Origin of the sequence: Rhodopseudomonas palustris HaA2 (assembly GCF_000013365.1) — a bacterium.
GTDB lineage: Bacteria > Pseudomonadota > Alphaproteobacteria > Rhizobiales > Xanthobacteraceae > Rhodopseudomonas > Rhodopseudomonas palustris_J.
Genome location: NC_007778.1, coordinates 2492923 through 2511447, shown reverse-complemented (window position 1 = coordinate 2511447; position 18525 = coordinate 2492923). Strand labels below are relative to the sequence as shown.

9 protein-coding genes and 2 tRNA genes are annotated in these 18525 nt (G+C 66.8%); 2 read left to right on the top strand and 9 right to left on the bottom strand.

All coding sequences use genetic code 11. The features are described from left to right. Positions 1–8: 8 nt before the first annotated feature. From RPB_RS11085 to RPB_RS11065, 5 genes are all read right to left on the bottom strand, one after another. The gene (locus RPB_RS11085) at positions 9–12116 is read right to left on the bottom strand and encodes a filamentous haemagglutinin family protein (RefSeq protein ID WP_198135168.1); all 12108 of its coding nucleotides are present in this window, start codon (positions 12114–12116) and stop codon (positions 9–11) included. A gap of 239 nt (positions 12117–12355) precedes the next feature. Continuing rightward, complete coding sequence (locus RPB_RS11080; protein ID WP_011441098.1) at positions 12356–13342, bottom strand: FecR family protein; 987 nt, start codon at positions 13340–13342, stop codon at positions 12356–12358. Between the two features lie 116 nt (positions 13343–13458). Next, on the bottom strand, positions 13459–13938 hold the full coding sequence (locus tag RPB_RS11075; protein WP_049824677.1) for an RNA polymerase sigma factor: 480 nt from the start codon (positions 13936–13938) through the stop codon (positions 13459–13461). 94 nt (positions 13939–14032) lie between these two features. After that, positions 14033–14725 carry a TonB C-terminal domain-containing protein gene (locus tag RPB_RS11070; protein WP_049824676.1) on the bottom strand — a complete coding sequence of 231 codons (693 nt, stop codon included), beginning with the start codon at positions 14723–14725 and terminating at the stop codon, positions 14033–14035. Positions 14726–15283: 558 nt separating this feature from the next. Then, a tRNA-Tyr gene (locus RPB_RS11065) sits at positions 15284–15369 on the bottom strand. Between the two features lie 199 nt (positions 15370–15568). Here RPB_RS11065 and rlmB point away from each other — a divergent pair. Next, positions 15569–16390, top strand: coding sequence for a 23S rRNA (guanosine(2251)-2'-O)-methyltransferase RlmB (gene rlmB, locus RPB_RS11060; RefSeq protein ID WP_011441095.1), 822 nt, complete (start codon positions 15569–15571; stop codon positions 16388–16390). A 65-nt stretch (positions 16391–16455) separates the two neighbouring features. Here rlmB and RPB_RS11055 read toward each other — a convergent pair whose 3' ends face one another. The 3 genes from RPB_RS11055 to RPB_RS11045 form a co-directional block, all read right to left on the bottom strand. After that, positions 16456–17001: a hypothetical protein gene (locus RPB_RS11055; RefSeq protein ID WP_011441094.1), complete on the bottom strand. Its 546-nt coding sequence runs from the start codon at positions 16999–17001 to the stop codon at positions 16456–16458. A 69-nt stretch (positions 17002–17070) separates the two neighbouring features. Beyond that, positions 17071–17559, bottom strand: coding sequence for a hypothetical protein (locus RPB_RS11050; RefSeq protein ID WP_011441093.1), 489 nt, complete (start codon positions 17557–17559; stop codon positions 17071–17073). 162 nt (positions 17560–17721) lie between these two features. Next, positions 17722–17796: transfer RNA gene (locus RPB_RS11045), tRNA-Thr, on the bottom strand. A gap of 135 nt (positions 17797–17931) precedes the next feature. Here RPB_RS11045 and RPB_RS25155 point away from each other — a divergent pair. Further along, positions 17932–18066, top strand: a complete 135-nt coding sequence (locus RPB_RS25155; protein ID WP_283804839.1) for a hypothetical protein — start codon at positions 17932–17934, stop codon at positions 18064–18066. A gap of 33 nt (positions 18067–18099) precedes the next feature. Here the strand turns inward: RPB_RS25155 and RPB_RS11040 are convergent, their stop codons facing one another. Further along, complete coding sequence (locus tag RPB_RS11040) at positions 18100–18213, bottom strand: hypothetical protein (protein ID WP_041798204.1); 114 nt, start codon at positions 18211–18213, stop codon at positions 18100–18102. Positions 18214–18525 lie beyond the last annotated feature (312 nt).

The window sequence follows — 18525 nt, the reverse complement described above, 5'->3', positions numbered from 1 at the left end:
GTCCGCCCTCAGCGACTCTCGAGGTTCCTTTTCTCTTCGGCGGTCAGCGCGCTCATCTGCGCCTCAGTCAGCGGGCCATTGCCGACGAGTTGAACCGGGCTGTTGACGTTATAGCTGTGCTGCTCGCGTGAGTTGTCTTTTGGGCCCTGATTGCCAGACCCAGGCTGACCGCTGCCGTCGCCTCCGCCGAAGCCGAGGAATTCAACCAGAATGATCGACGGTCGGTCGTTGTTCTGCGACGGGCCGGAGGCGGCTGGCGTCGCGGCACCTGCGACGTTATTTGCAGCCGTCAGCGCCGCGACTGGCGGGCCCTGCACGGTCGGCAAGCCTGTCGATGTCCCCTGAACCTGGATGTTGGCGGCATTGACGATCTGCAGCGCCGCGAGGTTGATGTTGCCCGAGACCCGGATGCCCGCCTCGCCGGCGTCGATGGTGCCTTCAGGCGCGATCAGGTCGACGTCGCCGGCGGTGGTGCCCGGCACCGGATTCAGCGTGGCGATGCCGGCGCCGGTCGAGGGCGCCTGCGGCGACAGCACGACATGGCCGTATTTGTCATAGATCCGCTTCGGCGGCGTGTAGATCTGCGTGCTCTTGGAGCCGCGGCCGGCGTTGATGTCGCCCTCCGCCGACCAGGCCAGGATGCTGCCGCCGAAGGTGGTCATGATGCGCGACAGGCCGAGCAGGATCGAGCCCTTGCTATAGAGGTTGATGTCGCCGGCGCCTTGCGTGATCAGGCCGGAGGCGGCTGGCGGCGTCACGCCTTCGACGCCGATCACCTGGCGGCCGCCGGGCGTCAGCAGCGCGATGTCGCCGCCGCCGATAGTGCGCACACCGCCGCCGTTCTGGAATCCGTTGCTTGCGACGGAGGAGAAGATCGAGATGTCGCCGTCGTAGGTGATCGGCCCGCCGAGCGCGTCACGGTCTGGGAACAGCGTGGCGATCATCTGGCGCCCGCGCAGATAGGATCCGTAGCGCGGGCTGGAGGCGTCGTTGTACTCGCGCCCGCCGGCCTTCAACTCGGCAAAGTAGACCTGGCGCAGGAAGATGTTCTGCTGCTCCGGTTTGAGCCCGCCGAAGTAAGCGCGGGCGTCGGCGTCGTCGCGGGTGGCGTAGCCGTAACGCTGCGCCAGCCAATCCTTCAGCTCGGCCTCGTAGGTCTTGGCGACCTTGCCGGGCTGATCGGCCAGCGGCGTACCGCTGACGGCGCGATTGGCAGGGTCGAGATAGAGCGACGCCACCGCGGCATAGTCGGCGCCGGTACTGCCGGCGCCGGCGAGCAGCGCGACCGAGGCCCCCGGCCGCAGATCGGCCGCATAGGCCGGGCCGGTGCTGACGATGTTGCCCTTGTCGGCGAGGTTGATGTCGCCGCCGGCGGTCATCGACAGTGTTCCGGGGCCGGCGATGCGGACGTTCGGGTAGATGATCTTGCCACCGGCCTGGATCACGGAGACGTCCTTGGCGTCGGCATGGAGGATGGATATTCCGGCGGCGAAACTGGTGCCGGGAAGCACGATGTCGCCGGCCGCGATCATCTCGAGCCGCTTGGCGGTCGCAAGCTGCAGCCCAACGATATCCCCGTTCACCGCATAGATGCGTACCGGGTTTGGATCGCCGGCGTGCAGATCGCTGGTGGCGACGTTCGGAGCCAGTGCGTAGAGACCGAAGGTTGGAGTGTAGATATCGGTGAAGGCATCGTACGTCGTCAGCGTATTGGTGCGCGACATCACGCTATTCGTCCATTCGACGAAGGCCGGGTGGAACGGCGTCGGCAGCAGCGCCGGATCGGCCGGCGACATCCCGCCAATAGATTGTCCGGAGGCGTAAATCGAATTGCGGGCGAGCAGCTCGATCTGCGCCAAAGGTGCCGGCTCCTGACTTATCCCGTTCCCGTTGATGTAGTAGATGCTGCCGCTGGCCGCCGCCGCCGTGTAGATCGGGGACATCCCAATGGATGTGACGAGATCGCCGCCGAGCGACATGATGTCGACCGCGGTGGACGCCCGCATCAGCGAGAACCAGCTCGCGACCGTGCTGCCGGTGGTCGGGCTGGCGATGTCGCCCGTCGTCGCGCTGTCGAGGATGCCAAGATCGCCGGCGCCGCTCATATTCATATCGCCGCGCGACCGCACGGTGGCCATGGCATCGCCGAGGCCCAAGCCAGGGCCAGCAAAGGTACCGTTGTTGTCCAACCCGCCAGCCACCAGTGGCGAGCTCGGACGTGGATCGCCGATCGTCACTGTGTTATAGGTCTTGGACAGGGCGCCGATCTGGCCGGCGGTGAGCGTGACGGCGCCGCGCAGATCGACGATCGAGCCGCCTCTCGACTTCTCATTGAGCTTGCCGGCGACGGCGATATCGACCGTCCCGCCGCCGGTCTCGACCAGTGTGCCGCCGCCGAGTACCCGGCCGGTGGACGCGACGGTGACGATCAGGCCGGTGTATTTCTGAAGAAAATAATCATAAGGCGCGATGCCGCCGGCGTTGCCGCCGATCGTAACGGCCGCGTTGCCGCCGCCGAAGGTGCCGAAGCCGTTGATCGCATCGACGGAGATCGATGAGCCGCTATTATAGTATTTGCCGAAATTGACCGACCAGGCGGTCTTCTGGCCGATCTCGTTGGCCCCCTGGCGAATCAGCCAGTTGCCGGCATTCAGCGTCTGCAAGGTCTGGTAGCCGGTGTAATCGCCCTGCACGACGACGCGCAGGTCGCCGCCATGCTCCGGATAGTAGCTGATGCGGTCGTTCAGCGTCGCCATCAAAGCGGGGGTCGACAACGACCCGGCCGGGAGTTTGGTGGTGAAGTCGCTATCGTCGGAGCGGGGCGCGCTCTGGGTGCCGGCGGTGTAGATGCCGAACAGCGACTTGGTGACCAGCGAGCCACCGGCCAGCAGATCGAGATCGCCGGTGCCAGTGCGGATCACGCTCGATATCTGCGACGTCTGATTGTCGCCGCCGGACCCGGACGGCGTGTGGGTGTGGTAGTCGTCGAGAGTCATGTTGCCCACGCCCGCCAGAGCGGTGGCGGAGAGCAAGGCACGGCTGTCGGCCGAGGCGAGATCGGCGCCGCTGACCAGCCGGATCGAAGCCGACATCGCCCCCGGCGCCAGCATCGGCGCGATCGCGTAGATCTTGCCCTTGGAGAGGGTGGTGACGATCAACCGGAAGTCGGGAACGACTGTGCCGACGTTGAAATGGAGTGGATAGCCTCCGACATATCCGACCAATGTGGTGCCTGCCGGCACCACAGTCCCCGGCGCGTAAGTGCGGCCGGTGCTGTCTTTCATCGCTGTCCATTCGGTGTTCGTCCAATCGTGGACGAGGGTCATGGGCTGCGGGTACACATAGGCCCACCAATTGTCGGCGTCGAAATAGCCGGCTGTCGTGTCGTGCGATGTGTCGCCATCGTCCACGGTAAACCCGCCGGGAAATAATCCCATGTCTATCGTAGAGGTCGTCGAGATCGTCCGGTCGCGGAAGTTGTTCTCGTCAGGGCTGGTCTTCGGCACGCCGAAGCCGTCGGTGATCGAGCCCTTGATATCGAGATTGCCGCTGGCGCGGATGGCGAGCGCGAGCGGCTCGCCGAAGCCGTAGGTGACCGAAGCCGAGTTGCGGTCGGCGTCCGCCCCGTAGCGATAGCCGGCGAGATCGAGATCGCCGAGCACCGTCAGCTTGCCGCCCGAGGCAACGCTGGAGACGATCTCGACGCCCGGCCGCAGGTGATAGGCGGCGCCCGCCGCAGTCTTCAGGCCGGTGAGACGGGTCTGCAGCCCGCTATTGCCGAGCGCATTGGCGTAGAAGGTTTGGTTGGTGGCGTCGATCTGCTTCAAGCCGACAGCGCCGGTCGGAACTCCCGTCGTGGTGTTGTCCTGCACGATCGAGCCGTTGGCATCGCTCGGGCTGTAGGTCCAGTAGGCATTCACGGCGAGGCTGCCGATGCCGCGCAGATTGAGCGGACCGGAGGCGTCGATCTGGATGTCGCCGCCGGTCTCCGTGCTGCGGCGGGCGTTGAGGTCGACACGGCCGCGCGCGACGCCGTCGGGCGACGAGGTATCGATGGTGGCGCCGGCATCGAGGCGCAGCCAGCCGGCCGCGCCGGTGTTGATCTCGACGCTGTTGCGGTTGGAGGCCTCGATCACCTGACCATAGCTGTCCAGCACCAGCGACGTGCCACGGACGTCAAGCACGGCGCTCCCGGTCAGCCGCACGTCGTCGCGCGCCGACAGCCGGACCGAACCGGTGCCGCGGCCTGCGGCGTCGATGCGGCCGGCGACGGTCAGGCTGCCGCCGTTGACCGCGATCGCCACGTTGCGGGCGCGGACGTCGTTGCCGACCACAAGGCTGCCGCTGGCGAAGGTGAAGGCGCGGCTGTAGCCAAAACCGCTGCCGTTCAGCGCCTGGTTCAGCGCCGCGAACGATGCGGTGAGATCGCCGCCGAGCGAGTCGGCGGTGAGGTTAAACGCGCCGTCGCGCGCGCCGTTGCCGCCGCCCGAGCCCTTCAGGGCGCCGGCAAGACGCGCGGCGCCCGCCGCCGTGATGGTCAGATTGCCGGCGTCGCTGCCCTCCGACGACAGATCGATCACCGAGCCCTGCCCCGTTATCACGTTGCCGGTCTGGCTGGTCAGCAAGATGTCGCCCGCCCAAGCCTGTTTGAGCACGCCGTTGAAATCGATAGCATGACCGGCGACGTCGAGCCGCGCCGCATCGGTGAGAACGAGATCACCGTTGCGCGCGGTCAGGCTGAGCCGGCCCGCCGGCAGCACGATCGCCGAGGCCACCGTGAGGCTGTCGCCATTGATCGACAGTGTGCCGCCGAGGCTGCCGGCTGCGCCGGCCGAACTGCCCGCAGGCGCCGTCACGTCGATGGCGTTGCTGTAGAGGCTGAAGGTCGCGCCGGATTCGGTCGTCATCAGCGGCGTCTGCAAGCTCAGCGCATTGCCGGTGCCGCGATAGGTCGCGGGATCGAAGCTCGACGTCACCGCCGGCCCGCTGCCATAGACCGACAACGTGCCGCTGCCATTGGCGCTGATGCGCTCGGAGGCGCCGAACTGGACGCGGTCGAAGCCGAGCATCAGGCGATTGTAGTTCGCGCCGCTCACCGGCGCGACGTTGCTCGGCGTGCCGAACAGGATCTGCCGGGCGTCGACCGCGAATGCGCCCGCGTTGCCGAGGCCGGCGATGCGCGCCACGGGCTGCGAATTGCCCTGCCAGACCAGCGTGTCGGTGACGATCCGGGCGGTGTCAGCCGAGGTGCCGTAGCCGTAGATCGAAGGACCGGCCAGCACCAGCTCGGCGAGACGGGACTTGCCGGTCGCGGGATCGATGGTGCTGAGGGTGACGTCGCCGAAGAAATTGACGCCGTTGCGGGCACCGAGCGTCAATTGTTCGACCGCCGGCGCGCCGGGAACGCCGCCGCCGGCGAACAGCGTGTTGAGGAATGTCTGGGTGAGATTGAGCCCGGCCGGCAGCACGCTCGAAACCGCGGCGAGCGAAGCCTCGGTGCCAATGTTGAGCGACGCCGCGTTGAGCGCCAGCCGCCGGGTGCCGAGGCCGATGCTGCCCTGCGTTGACAGCCCGCGATCGGCAAAGAATCCGATGCTGCCCTCCGAATAGAGGCCGCTGCCGTTCTTCATCAGGATCGAGGTGGTCGAGCCGGTGGGCGTGCCGATGATGAATGTGTCATTGGAGGCGCCAAGCACAGCGCCTCCGTTGATGTAGCCCAACTTGAGGCCGGTGGCGGTATTGAGCCAGGAGTAGCCGTGGCCTAGCGTCGAGACGATCACCCCCTCCGACAGCGTGACGGTATTGACCGCGCCGAGGAAGATGGAGTCCGCCGTCAGGTGGACGTTGGCGTCGAGCGTGAGGCTGCGGGCGGCGGCGGTGATATAGACATTGCGGTCAGTGTTGCCGTTGAGACTGCCCAAGCTGTAGACACTGCTGCCAAGCGAGACGTTCGGTGCGTCGACGGCCGCGATCGCCGCCGCCGAGACCGTCGTTACATTGGCGCTGTTGACCGCCTGAGAAGCATCGCCCGTGATCACGAGATCCGTGGTGGCGTTGTCGTAGATCCCGCGCGCCGGCGCCAGCACAAACACGCCGGACAGCCCACCGGTGTCCGCGGTGAAATCCGCCTTGCCGCTGAACATAAAGGCGCTGTTGACGGCATCCGCCGCGGTCGAGCGCACGCTGGCGGTCAAGGTGTGAGCGTCCGCCTCGATCATGTAGCGGATGTTGCCGAACTGAGCGGCCTGGGCCAGCACGAAGCCGGTATAGCTCTGCTCCTGGTATTGCGAATATTTCCGCACCGTCGGCGCCGGAGTGACGATGGCCTGGGTCGGCAGCGCATTGACGATCGAGGTGTCGGCGATACCCCGATAGACCGGGACGATGGTCGAGCCGTTGGCAAGCGTCGCCACGTTCGGCAGCCGCGTGGTCGTCGTGGCCGCGAGTTCGACACGGAAGGCGCCGGGCAACAGCGCGTAGCTTGCCGGCAAGAGCGTGTAGGTGCCGGCCGGCAGGCCGGGAACACCGGCCGGAACGGTGATCTGTTGACCGATGCCGGGCGTCGATCCGGTCCACGCCGTGTTGTAGCCGCCAGTGACCGGTGCCGTCACCACGCCAGGAACGATCGCATAAACGGAATTGCGGGCCGAGCTGTAAGTGTTGCCGGGATTGGCGTTGGCGAGCGGCGTCATGAGCACGTCGACCGAGCCGCCGCGGCCGGTGAGGAAGGCCGCTCCGGTGAGCGTACCGCCACCCGACAGATCGAGCAGCGCGCCCGCATCGACCGTCTGCCGCCGGCCATTAAGCGTTATGCCGATACTCGCCCGCGTGCCGTCCTTGAGCGCGAAGGCGCCTCCCAGATCCGCGAACACCGCCGCGGCGCCGTCTACGAGATAGTTGACGCCGTCGCTTGAGCCGCCATAGGGCATCACCAGCCCGTCGGTGCTCACCGAGGTGATGCTGCCGGACAGCAATTCGACCTGGGTCGGAGCCTTCCCCCCATTCAAATCGCTGCGGCCGACGATGATCGAGCCGAACGGCGCGCGAACGACACCACCCTGATATATATTGTCCGCATAGAGTTCGAGCGAGCCGAACAGCGAATACGGCATCGCCGGCGTGTCGCCGTTGCGGCGGATGGTCAGCACCGAGCCGGTTGCGCCATAGGTCAGGGCGCCCTGCCAAGTGGTCTGCGTCACGCCAGCGGCAGCGACCGCGCGCGCGCCGGAGGCCGGATAGACCTGCGCGGCGGTGAGCGTCAGATTGCCGCTGGCGCCGAGCGTGGTGACCCGGCCGGAGGTGGCGGTGCCGTTCTGGCCGACTTCCGTCGCGGCAGTGGCGGCAAGGAAGCGCAGATCGCCGGAGCTGATCACGTTTGTATCGCGATAAGTGGTCCGCACCCGGTTTCTGGCATCGACGAGATCGCCCGAGATGGTCAGCGCGGCGCCGGTCGGATAGGCCGCGCGTTCGTTCGGGAGATAGACAGACTGGTAGCTGTCATCCCCCATCACCGTCATGCCGTCGAGCAGAACGTACGGCGCCGACACCGACGCCTGGCCGGTCGCCGAACTGTTCATCAGCGGACCCTGCCGCAGCGTCACGCTGCGCGACATCGCCAGGCTGACATTGCCGTCGAACAGGATGGCGCCCCGCGCCCACAGCGACAGCGAGCCGAAGCCGCCGGCCTGGATCTGATCGACGCCGAGCCGGGCCTGGCCGAGCCGAAGGCCCGTATCGGTCGCACCGGCGACGAGGTTGCTCGACAGGCTGCTCGCGCCATAGGTCTGCGCCACCGTGATCACCCGCGCGGCGCGCGCATCGACCGGCAGCAGGGCGATTGGGTCCTGAAAGGATTCCAAAGCGATCGGCGGCGTCTCGAGCGTATAGACCAGCGTGCCGCCGCTGGCCCCTGCACCGCCCGCGCGGGCATTGAGGCGGCCGTCGTTGTAGATGCCCCATTGCGATGCCAGCGCGATCAGGCCGCCGTCGCTGGCGACGAGACGGGCGTCGGCCGGGTTGTCGGACGACAGCATGTCGAGTGTGGCGCTGGCGCCGGAGGCGTCGATCACCGCGCCGGGGCGGATCACCACGAAGGCGTTGCCGGACCGCAGCCCATAGCTCGCCGGCGTAACGTTGAGCGCGCCCAGCACCACCGAGCCGCCGGCGCTCAGAGAGCCGTATGCACGGCCTTTGAGATCGAACGCCGTATAGGCGAGACCGGAGACGTCGAGCCGCGCCTCGCTGCCGATCCACACCGAGCGGCCGCTCAACACATAGGGCGCAGTCGACAGCACCTGTGGCTGCCACGCATTGTTGACGAGGGTGATCGCGCCGCCGCGGGCGGTGATGCTGCCGTCGATGGTGATCTGGCCGGAGCTGCCGACGCTGACCGAGCGGCCGGGATCGACCGTGATCGACGCGCCGCGGCCGAGCACGAAGTCGCCCTGGCTCGCGCTCGAACTGTTCATCGAGCCCGGCGTTACATTGATGTCGTTGGGATTGCCGATCACCAGATCGGCGCCGGCGCGCTGCGTGATCGTGCCGCGAACGGCATCCTCGGTGAACAATGGCGGCAGGACCACGGGCGCGACGATGGCCGGATTGCTGCCCGTAGGCGCCGTCAGGCTCGCCGTGGTGAACTGGAACACCGGCTGCGTCACCTGAATCGATGCACCCGGCAGCACGTACACGCCGCCCGGGCTGGTCAGGCCGTAAGACGAGAAACCGCGGCTGAAGAACGTCGCCGCGTCGGCGATCTGCGGCCCCGTCAGAACCGCCACGGCCTGCTGCAGCACCGTGTCCTTGGGAATGACGGTGCCGGCGAGCGCCGTGTAGGCGCTGGGAATCGGTGTGCCGGCAGCGACGCTCTGCGTCGACGGCTCGGCCGGAAGTCCGTTCGGGAAAGCACTCGCGCTGACGAGAAATCCGGACGGAGCGTTCAGATAAATATAGTTGATCTGGGTTCCAGCTGGGATGATGGCGCCGGCTTGGTACCACGTGGTGTCGTACGTATCCGGGTCCGTGTAGTTCGCTCTGCTTCCGGCCGGGACCGTCCAGCCGCCTGGACCGATGAGGACGGATTCGTACCGATCGACTCCCCTGTATTCGGCAGTGCCGACCACCGTCTGCCCAGGCAAATACAAGCTTGGCGTCGTTATGGTCGTCGCGAACGGCAATATGCTGCCCGCCGGAAACACGGTGTCCTTGGCCAGTTTGAGGTCCATCAGGAAGCTCTGGTTCGCGGCGACGACGCCGCCGTCCGCCAGTCTTCCGCCAATCGAGATCGGCCCCTGGGTGATGATATTGAGTTTGCCACCCTTACCGAAGCCGTAGGACGCGAACTCCCCGTCGAGCGTCATTGCGCCGGTGGCGCGCAGCGTGATGTCGCCGCCGTCGCCGCCCTTGGTCTTGCCGTTGGCCAGGATGGCGCCGCCGGCGGAGGCGTCGAGCGACGATCCGTCCGCAAGCGTCAGGTTGGTTGCGGACAGCGAGATCGCGCCGCCGTTGAGATAGCCGAGACCGTAGGACTTGAGCGGATCGAGCGACAGGTTGGTCCACAGACCGCGGGTGTCGATCGCCACGCCACTTTCGACGGTCAGGCTGCCGCCCGACGATGTGAGGGCGATGCGGCCGGCCGGCGCGGTGAGATTGCCGGCGACGTCGATCTTACCCTGGGCGTTGAGATCGAGCACGCCGCCCGGCGCCAGCGTCAGGTCGCCCTTGATATCGATGGTCGACGTCGTCGAAACACTGATGCCGCCGAGCTGATAGCTCGACAACGCTGCGCTGTCGAACACATGGCCGGCACCTTGCGCGCCAGCCGATTGCGGCGCATCGGTGAATACGACGGAAGACCGCGCGTCGCCATAGATGCCCGTGGCGGTCTCGTAGAATCCGAGCCCTAGCCGGCCCGCCAGCGGCACCTGGGTCTGGCCAAGCTTGTAACCGTCGGCGGTCGACGCGGGCCGCGCCGCAGTCTGGCGCTCGCCGTCATAGACCTGCGCCTCGATCGTCGCCTCGATCTCCGACGTGCCCGCATAGATCTGCAGCAGGCCGGCGTCGCGGCCGACGCTGTAGGATTCTTGATGCACGATGCGCGTCGCGCCGCGATTGGGGCTGGTCCAGGTCTCGCTCTGACCCCAGCGCGGATGTTCGCGGGTGAATCCGCTGCCGTAGCTGATGATCGGCAAATTCGCCGGCGCGTCGCCGATGCTGTAGGCGCGCCCGTCGGCGCCGATCACAATGGCGGTGAGAATGTCGCCCGCCGCGTAGGTCACCATGCCGCCCGACAGGTCGAACAACGCGCCCTTGCGCGCCGTGACGTTCGGCGCAGTCAGCGTGATGGTACCGCCGACCGCGGTCCATTCGCCGATGGTGTGGCCGGTGTTGGCGACGTAGCCGGCGACTTCGAGCAGCCCACCCTTGGTGTAATAGCGATCAGACGCGTAGCCGCCGGTGCCGGCCGGCACCAGCACCAGATCGCGGGCGTCGATCCAGACGTCCTTGTTGATCAGGACGCCGCTGTCGCGATTGATCGGGCTGTCGCGCAGCTCGTTGGGCTGGACGTTGATCTTGAGGCTGTTGGCCGAGGCCGGCAGCACCGTGCCGGCGGTACCGGACACGTCGAGCGTAGCGCCGGTTTCGACCAGGATGCGCGTGGTCGAGTAGGTCGAGATCTGGCCGCCCTGGGCGAGCGTCAGCGAATTCGGCTTGAAGTCGACCAAGCCGCCCGAGACGATCTCGATCCGCGACTGATCCTGCCGGTCGTTCATCGGGCTGAGATTGTCGAACTGCGGCAGCCCCGCGTTGAAGCGGTTGGCGTTCTGCTTCGCCGAGTCGGCGATCAAAGCGTCGCGCTGGCTGTTGAAGGCAGTCGCCGTGTTGTCGAGCTCGGGCAACACGGCGGTGATGGCGTCGCCGGTCAGCGTCACGCTGCCGGTCGCATCGCTGCGCGAGTTCAAAAGATGGATCGTGCCGCGCTGATCGACCGAGATGGTCGAGATCAGGAGGCCGTTCTGCGTCACCGCATGGCCGGCCAGCGTGATGTCGCCCTGCTGAGCGAAAACGAGACCGCTGTTGCTCACCGCCCCGTTGGGGCTGTTGGCGGCTCGTACCGGCGCGACTTCGACGCCGCGGGTGGTCGACGTGGCGTTGCCGTCGGTGCTGTAGCCTGCGCGCAGAATGAAGCTGTCGCCGGCCGCCAGCACGGTCTGGCCCTTCGGCGTGGTGATGGTGCCGGCATTCAGCACCTCGGTGCCGAGCAGGATCACCGAACCGCCGCCGCTGGTCACCGCCAGGGGCGCAGCCGTGGTGATCAGAACTCCGGACTCGACGACGATCTTGCCGCCCGCCGCAGTGAACGACGGCGTGTAGCTGCCGCTCTGCGGCGAGAAGATTCCGTAGGTCAGGAACTGAGCGTCGGTGATCCCGGCCGCCGAGGCGATCAGGCTGCCGACATTGATCTGGCTGCCGCCGCCGAAGATGATGCCGCTCTGGTTGATGATGTAGACCGAACCGTCGGCCTTGATGTTGCCGAGGATCTGGCTCGGCGACGACGAGGCGCCGACGCGGTTGAGCGCGACCCAGCTCGAATTGCCCTGCTGGTCGAACACGAGGCTCGTGCTCGCCCCGACATTGAAGCTCGACCAGTTGAGGATCGCCTGCGCGCCGGTCTGCTGCACCTTGACGGTCGGCGAATCCGTCGGTCCGCTCTGCACCGGCGTGCGCGCGTTGGTCCAGCTCACCACCGGACGCGCGACACCGGCCGCCGCGAGGCCGGAATCCGGCACCAGACCGCCGACAGTCAGGCCGTTCGGCACGCCGGCCGCACTACCAGCCGCCGCGCGCGCCGCGGCTTGCGCCGCCTGCATGGCCTGGAGCGCTGCCGTCGCCCGAGATAGCGACGCCGAGCCCTGCGCCGCCGCGGATGCGGCCTGCGCCGCGGCCTGCGCCGCTGCATCCGCCGCAATCGCCGTCGCCGACGACGTCGCGCTCGCACCGAGCGAGCGGGCTTCGGCCGCAATCGTCGGCAACAGCAACAGAGCCAGCAGACTCGTGCCGTGCAACAGCGTCTTGCGCGACAGCGGCAGCACGGCGAGCGGCCGAGGCTTCGACATCTGACGGGAACGGCGCGGGCGGGACGAGCGGTTGAAGGACATTGACGACTTTCTCGATCGCGAACACGCGCGGCGGCAGAACGACTGAGATCGTTCATCACCCCACGCATGTCTTTGACACGCGCCGCAGCACCAAGCCTCAAAGGATTTTTGTGAAGGTTACGTGTCAGCCTGTAGCGCATCGGCATGCGCACAACTTCTCGGCCGCTGCGCCGGTGAGGCCGTGCGATCTCCGGTGGCTAGCTCAGCAGTACAATGCCGCCCGGCAGATCGCGGCGCTCGACGTCAAACGCACGCTGGATCTGCGCCAGCGCCTCGTCGGGACGATCGATCCTGAACCGGCCCTTGACCGGACTTCCCGCCATCCGGGACGCCAGCAGGATGATGCGTCCGGACCGATATCGGTTGAGTTCGTCGATCACCTCACGGAGCGGCGTCATGTTGAAGATGAGCAGGCCGGTCTGCCACGCCGAGACGACCGCCGGATCGATCGTCGCCACGGCGCCGAGTCCGCGTTCGCCATAGAACACCTGCTGTCGCTCCTGCAGCACCGCTCGCTGGCCGCGATAGTCGATGTCGACCTGGTGCGACAGACAGGTCACGCAGACCGACGTTCCGGCCAGACGGATGTCAAAATGAGCCTTGACCGCGGAGCTGCGTCCTTGCCCTGCGATCACTCTGAACGGCGCTACGCCTTGCTCCGGCAACTTGAACGACGCCTGGCCAGCGATCAGTTCGACACCGGCGGCGCCGCCAGCGGGCGCGACGGCAAGGCTGGTCTTGCTGTCCATCTGCACCGATACTTCGTCGGCAAGCGAGATTTGGCGCTGTTCGCCGGGCCCCGTGCGATAGTCCGCCCGGAGCTCGGACAGCGAGGGCCACAGTTCCAATGGCGGCCGGACGATCATCACCCCGGCTGCCGATGCTGCGAGCGCCCCGGCCAGGACCGCCCGGCGCGTCGTGACGACGCCATGGCGCCGCGACGCAGGACCGCGCTTCTGTGCTCCCGCATCCTCCCGCAAGGACCGCCCCGCCGAACCGAGCGCGGTCCAGAACTGGCTCGCCTCCGAGAAGGCCGCGGCGTTGCCCGGGTTTCGGCTGCACCATTCACGCAGCGCAGCGCCGTCGGCGGCGCTCGCATGCCCCGACGTGAGCCGCCGGACCCACGCATGCGCCTCACGCTCGATCGGCGTCAGTTCGCGGTCTTGCTGGTCGTTGTCGATCATGAATCAGTGGAAATCCGTTTCCCGCTGCCGAAGCGACGCTCCGCCGTCGCGACATGCGGCAATCATGTAGCAGACACGTCTCGTAGGCCGCTCCCGCATATTCTCATCACAATTCGCTACCGCGGCGTTTTCTGCTGGAAGCGTAACATGCAAAATTCTTGAGCGCGTCGCAGTTCTTTCTCGACCAGACTCACCGAGATCCCCAACCGGTCGGCGATCTCATGCCGCGACAGGCCGTCGACGCGGGCTGCGAGCAGGATCTCCCGCTGGCGCGGCGTCAACTCCGTCATGATCCGCTTCAGCCTCTCGATGTCGGAGCGCCCCTCGATGATCCGCAAGACGTCGGGGGCGTCGTCGGCAATGTGCAGCAACGCGTCGACTTCATCGGCGCTCAGGCGTCTGGTTTCCGCCCGCCGCAGATTCAACGCGTTGTTGAAGGCCGCGCGCAACAAATATGCAACGGGGTTGCGCACCTCGCCGACGACTTCGCTGCCGTTCAGGCGCACATAAGTATCTTGCAACGCATCGTCGGCCCAGTCGGCAGATCCCAATCGACGTGTCAGACGGCGTCGCAGATCGCCGTAGCGATCGACCATGACCGTCAACAGACTCCGTTGGCCGAAAGATTCACGCAAGACAGGAACTGCCTCTCCGAGACCATGCGCGGTCCCATCCGAATTGCACGGAGCTCTACTCATCGCGCGATCCGCGCGCAAGCCTCGGTGGACAGAAGCCAGCCGTCGAGGTCGTCTGCGGCAGGACGATCATCGTGAACGGTTGCGCCATCCGCGGTGGAGGCAACCGGCCGACCACGATGCCGCCGAGGGTTTCGGGAATCGCAGCATCCAACCGCTGATCGCCCGTCGAACTCAGCAATCTGGGACGAACGACTTCGCCCGACGCGTCGACCGAGAAGCTGATGACCGCACGATAGCCCCCGGTCTGCGTCTCGGGACGCAGACAGAGTGCCCTTACGACCGTCTCCTGCAACAGGCCGGAATAGCGTTGCTCGTCGACATTTTGCTGCGACAATGCGGCCTGCGCGATTGCCGAGGCCGTCGCTAGTGACGCAGCCGAGCTCGGCACCGCCAGAACCACAAATGCATTGTCATTCGTGTATTCGCCGATAAGGCCGGTGTGCAGCAGCAGGCGCTTGAGCGCTTCGGCAGGAGTGAAACGCCCCTTCAGGCCTTGAGACCGAAGTCCGATCGTAAGATTGCCATTGTAGACGGCAATGCTGCCAGTCGCGGTGCCGAACGCATCCAGCACGCCATCGAGCGATTGCGCTGGAATATTGAACTCGACGTGGGGATCTGCAGCTGTGGCACTCGGCGCAGCAAACACGATGGCGCCCCAGAGAACCACGAGGATCTGAAATCTCACGACACTCGGCACTGCGACACGGGATGTTCTGAGGCTGGAGCGATGCAATCATAAGAGAGAACGGCCACCATAGCGACGCCGTTTTACATTGGAATGTCATCTCCGCAGGAGTTGCCCAACCAAGTGCCTCCTGACGCAATGCGCTGACCGCTTTACTCGAAGCGGGGCCGGAGGTCACACTGAAGCGCCCTCCATCCCCGCCACCCTGCGCCCTTCGGTCGGACAGCACTGTCGCCCCCAGGCTCCTCGTCGGCCGCGGCGGAGCGCCGGCTCATTGCCTCGACCCCGCCTGGTTCTCCGTGAGGAACCCAAATGGCCAGCCGTCGTCCTTCTCCAATCCTCCGTTGACGAAACGAGAGCGAACTGATTCACAGTCAATCCGAGATCGCCGAGACGACCGAGGCCGCCAAAGCCACCGATAGCCCCCAGGTCCCGTTTGAAGCCGATCTCGAGGCCCAGGCAGCCGATCTCGAGGCGGCCGTCGGCCAAGCCATCAAGGCCTGCACAGGCGACCGGTGCGGCGCGTCTATTCGTTAATCTTTTCAATTATTTGTTGGATGGTGGGGGAGGCAGGACTCGAACCTGCGAAGCCATAAGGCGGCTGATTTACAGTCAGCTCCCTTTGCCACTCGGGACACTCCCCCGCCCGTGCCGCCGGCCGAACGCCTTTGGCAGGCAAAACCGGAACCGGACAGCCGCAGCGAGCCCGCGGGCGGGCCTGCAACGCGGCGCGGTTATGGGCGATGCGCCCCCCTCAAGTCAACCAATCACATGACAATTTCTTGGGCCAATCGGCGGCATGACCAAATTGCCATGGGCGCGGCCGCGTGGGACAACCGCGCGATGAGTCCGAAAGAGCGAAATCCGCGGTTCCAGCGCCGCGACGACCGGGACCGTGGCCGACCGCAGGGATCAGGCGGGCGCCATGGCGCGCGCGAGCGCGATCCCGACGGGCCGGCGATCCTGTATGGCTGGCACACCGTCACCGCCGCGCTGGCCAATCCCGCGCGCCGCATCCGCAAGCTGCTCCTGACCGAGAACGCGGCGCGCAAACTCGCCGACGAGAACATCAACACCAGGATCACACCGGACATCGTGCGTCCCGGCGAGATCGACCAGCGGCTCGGGCCCGACGCGGTGCATCAGGGCATGCTGGCGGAAGTCGACCCGCTGGAGTCGCCGCGGATCGACACCCTTCCCGAGGACGGCATCGTGCTGGTGCTCGACCAGATCACCGATCCGCACAATGTCGGCGCGATCATGCGCTCGGCCGCGGCGTTCGCCGTCAAGGCGATCGTCACCACCGCGCGGCACAGCCCGGAGGCCACCGGCGTGCTCGCCAAATCCGCCTCGGGCGCGCTGGAGCTGGTGCCGCTGGTGCTGGTCACCAACCTCGCCCGCGCGCTGACCGAACTCGAGGACCGCGGCTACCTCACCGTCGGGCTCGACAGCGAAGGCAGCGCCGACCTCGCCGCAGTCGAGCTGCGGCAGCCGCTGGCGCTGGTGCTCGGCGCCGAGGGCAAGGGCCTGCGGCAGCTCACGCGCGAGACCTGCAACGTCGTGGCGCGGCTCGACATGCCGGGCGCGATCAAGAGCCTCAACGTCTCCAACGCCGCGGCGCTGGCGCTGTATATCGGCGCCAGCCGGCTCGGGCTGATGCGGTAGCCTGCAAGCGTCGACGCCCGCCCGCATCGCTGCGGACGGGCGCCCTGCCCTCGCCTGGACGGCGATCAGTAATAGCGGCGCAGCGGCGCGTGGTGGCGATGATGCGCGCGCGGTCCGTGGGCAACATGGCGCGGCACGCCGTAATGCCCGCGGTGATAGGCGCCGTGCTGCATGCCGTAGCGGTGATGATGCCGAACGTGGCGACGGCCGTAGCTGTAGACCACCGGGCCCATCGCCGGCGCGCCAACATATTGATGCGTCATCGCGTTCGCATAGACGCCGCCATTGTAGGCGGTGCCGGTCCGCCACACCGAGATGGCGCGGTTGTCGTAATACGGCGCCGGCGCGAAATTGCCCGGGCCGGAATAGGTCGGGCCCTGATCGACGTAGTAATAGCGCGTCGGATCCGGCAGCCTTTCGAACGCCGCGGAACCGTAGCCATAACCATAGCCGTAATCATACGGGACATAGGCCGCGGAGCCGCAGCTGCTGACCGCGCCGCAGGGCGCGCAGGCGCCCGCGTACAGGCCGCCGCCACAAGCCAGCGCCGGCGCGGCGCTGACGGTCACGACGGCCATCGCCGCCACCAGTCCCGAGATCATCTGACGCATGTGTCTCTCCTGTTGGGTGTCTTTTCTTGGTTAGGTCACGTTGAAATGACGCAGTCCGCAGCGCGCGATCTAGCCGCGCGGCCCGCGGAAATTCGGCTCGTAGGGCGGCCGTCCTCCGCGTTCGTCCAGCGGCGGCGCGATGATCACCTGCGGCGGATCCATCGGCAGCGGCGCCGCGGCGGGCTGCGGCGGACGCGATTCCACTTCCCAGGACTGACGGAAACTCTCGGCCGGCTTCGGCAGCGGCCGGTTCGCCGGCGGCTCGACCTCGAGCCGGCCATAGCCGGGCAAGCGGTTCGAGCCGGGATAATAGTGCCCGACCTCGGGCAGGCGGACCGGGCGGCTGCCGTAGAAGGTCGGCTGCCGGTGCACGCCGCGCTCCAGCCCCCAATCGCCTTCAACCACCGAATAGGACACGTCGCGGCCGTTGATGATGATCGGCACGCCGGGGCGGCCCGGAACGACGATGGCGAAGCCGCCGCTGTCGGCGAGCGCCGGCGCCGCGGTCAGGGACAGAAGCAGCATCGCCTGCGCAACGCGCAGCGTGGGGCGTTTCATGGACATGACCCGAGGGTAGTCGAAAAGCCTGGCGGATGGGTTAAGGCGCGGTGGCGGACTTCCGATAAGCCTAACGCACGTCGCAGAATCCGAGTTCCATCGGCTGTCGTGCCAAGCGAATCGTTAACGGCGGCTGGGTCGGCGCCGCGATGTCGAGGAGACTGGTGCCGGCGGAGAGGATCGAACTCCCGACCTTCGGTTTACAAAACCGCTGCACTACCGCTGTGCTACGCCGGCGTCGCCACGGGGGCGCGAGACAGCTAGCAGCGCGGGGCGATCGGGACAAGTCCGGGACCGGACTTTGCAGCGGATTCGAAGCTGCGCGGCGGCGTGCTGCAGATCAGCTGACGCCCAGGAACGGATCGCCCGCCAATGCTTTGTCGCGCCATGGGCAATGACAAATTCGACGACCCGAGCCGCAAAGGCAACGAGCCGGCGCCGCTGCTGATGATTGCCGTCGCGGTGATCCCGCTGCTCGGCGTGGCGGCCTGGATGCTGTTCGGTTGACGCTGCGGGCTGCCGCGACCGCCGCGGCGAGCGCTAGCGCCGCGACGCCAGCGCGGCGGCGATGCGGCCCTGCACGACCACGCCGAGCCAGATCACCAGCGTCGATAAAGCGGCGGCGGCAATCACCAGAACATCGATCTGAGCCATGGGACTCGTCCTCTATGGTGCATGCGGGCGATATCCGCACGCCCCGCCCCGGCCGGCCTTGATGCCGGTCAAACGCCGCGACGGCCGGCCGGCATCAGAGCCAGCGGGCCAGCACGGCGAGGTTGACCGCGCAAGCCAGCAGCAGCGCCAGCGTCAGGCCGATCGGCATCCCGTCGATGCGGGTTTTGGAGATCGTCGTCATGGCCGGACCATCGGGCGATTCTGGCCGCGGAGTCCCGAGCGATATTTTCCGCCGGATTTAACACTCGTTAACCTTCGATTCCCGCCAACGCCGCGCTGTCCCGGACAGCC

What these genes read in the sequence shown, in the direction of transcription:
- RPB_RS11085 (WP_198135168.1), bottom strand. Translation starts at nt 12,116, where the DNA reads ATGTCGAAGCCTCGGCCGCTCGCCGTGCTGCCGCTGTCGCGCAAGACG.
- RPB_RS11080 (WP_011441098.1), bottom strand. Translation starts at nt 13,342, where the DNA reads ATGATCGACAACGACCAGCAAGACCGCGAACTGACGCCGATCGAGCGT.
- RPB_RS11075 (WP_049824677.1), bottom strand. Translation starts at nt 13,938, where the DNA reads ATGGTCGATCGCTACGGCGATCTGCGACGCCGTCTGACACGTCGATTG.
- rlmB (WP_011441095.1), top strand. Translation starts at nt 15,569, where the DNA reads ATGAGTCCGAAAGAGCGAAATCCGCGGTTCCAGCGCCGCGACGACCGG.
- RPB_RS11055 (WP_011441094.1), bottom strand. Translation starts at nt 17,001, where the DNA reads ATGCGTCAGATGATCTCGGGACTGGTGGCGGCGATGGCCGTCGTGACC.
- RPB_RS11050 (WP_011441093.1), bottom strand. Translation starts at nt 17,559, where the DNA reads ATGAAACGCCCCACGCTGCGCGTTGCGCAGGCGATGCTGCTTCTGTCC.
- RPB_RS25155 (WP_283804839.1), top strand. Translation starts at nt 17,932, where the DNA reads ATGCTTTGTCGCGCCATGGGCAATGACAAATTCGACGACCCGAGCCGC.
- RPB_RS11040 (WP_041798204.1), bottom strand. Translation starts at nt 18,213, where the DNA reads ATGGCTCAGATCGATGTTCTGGTGATTGCCGCCGCCGCTTTATCGACG.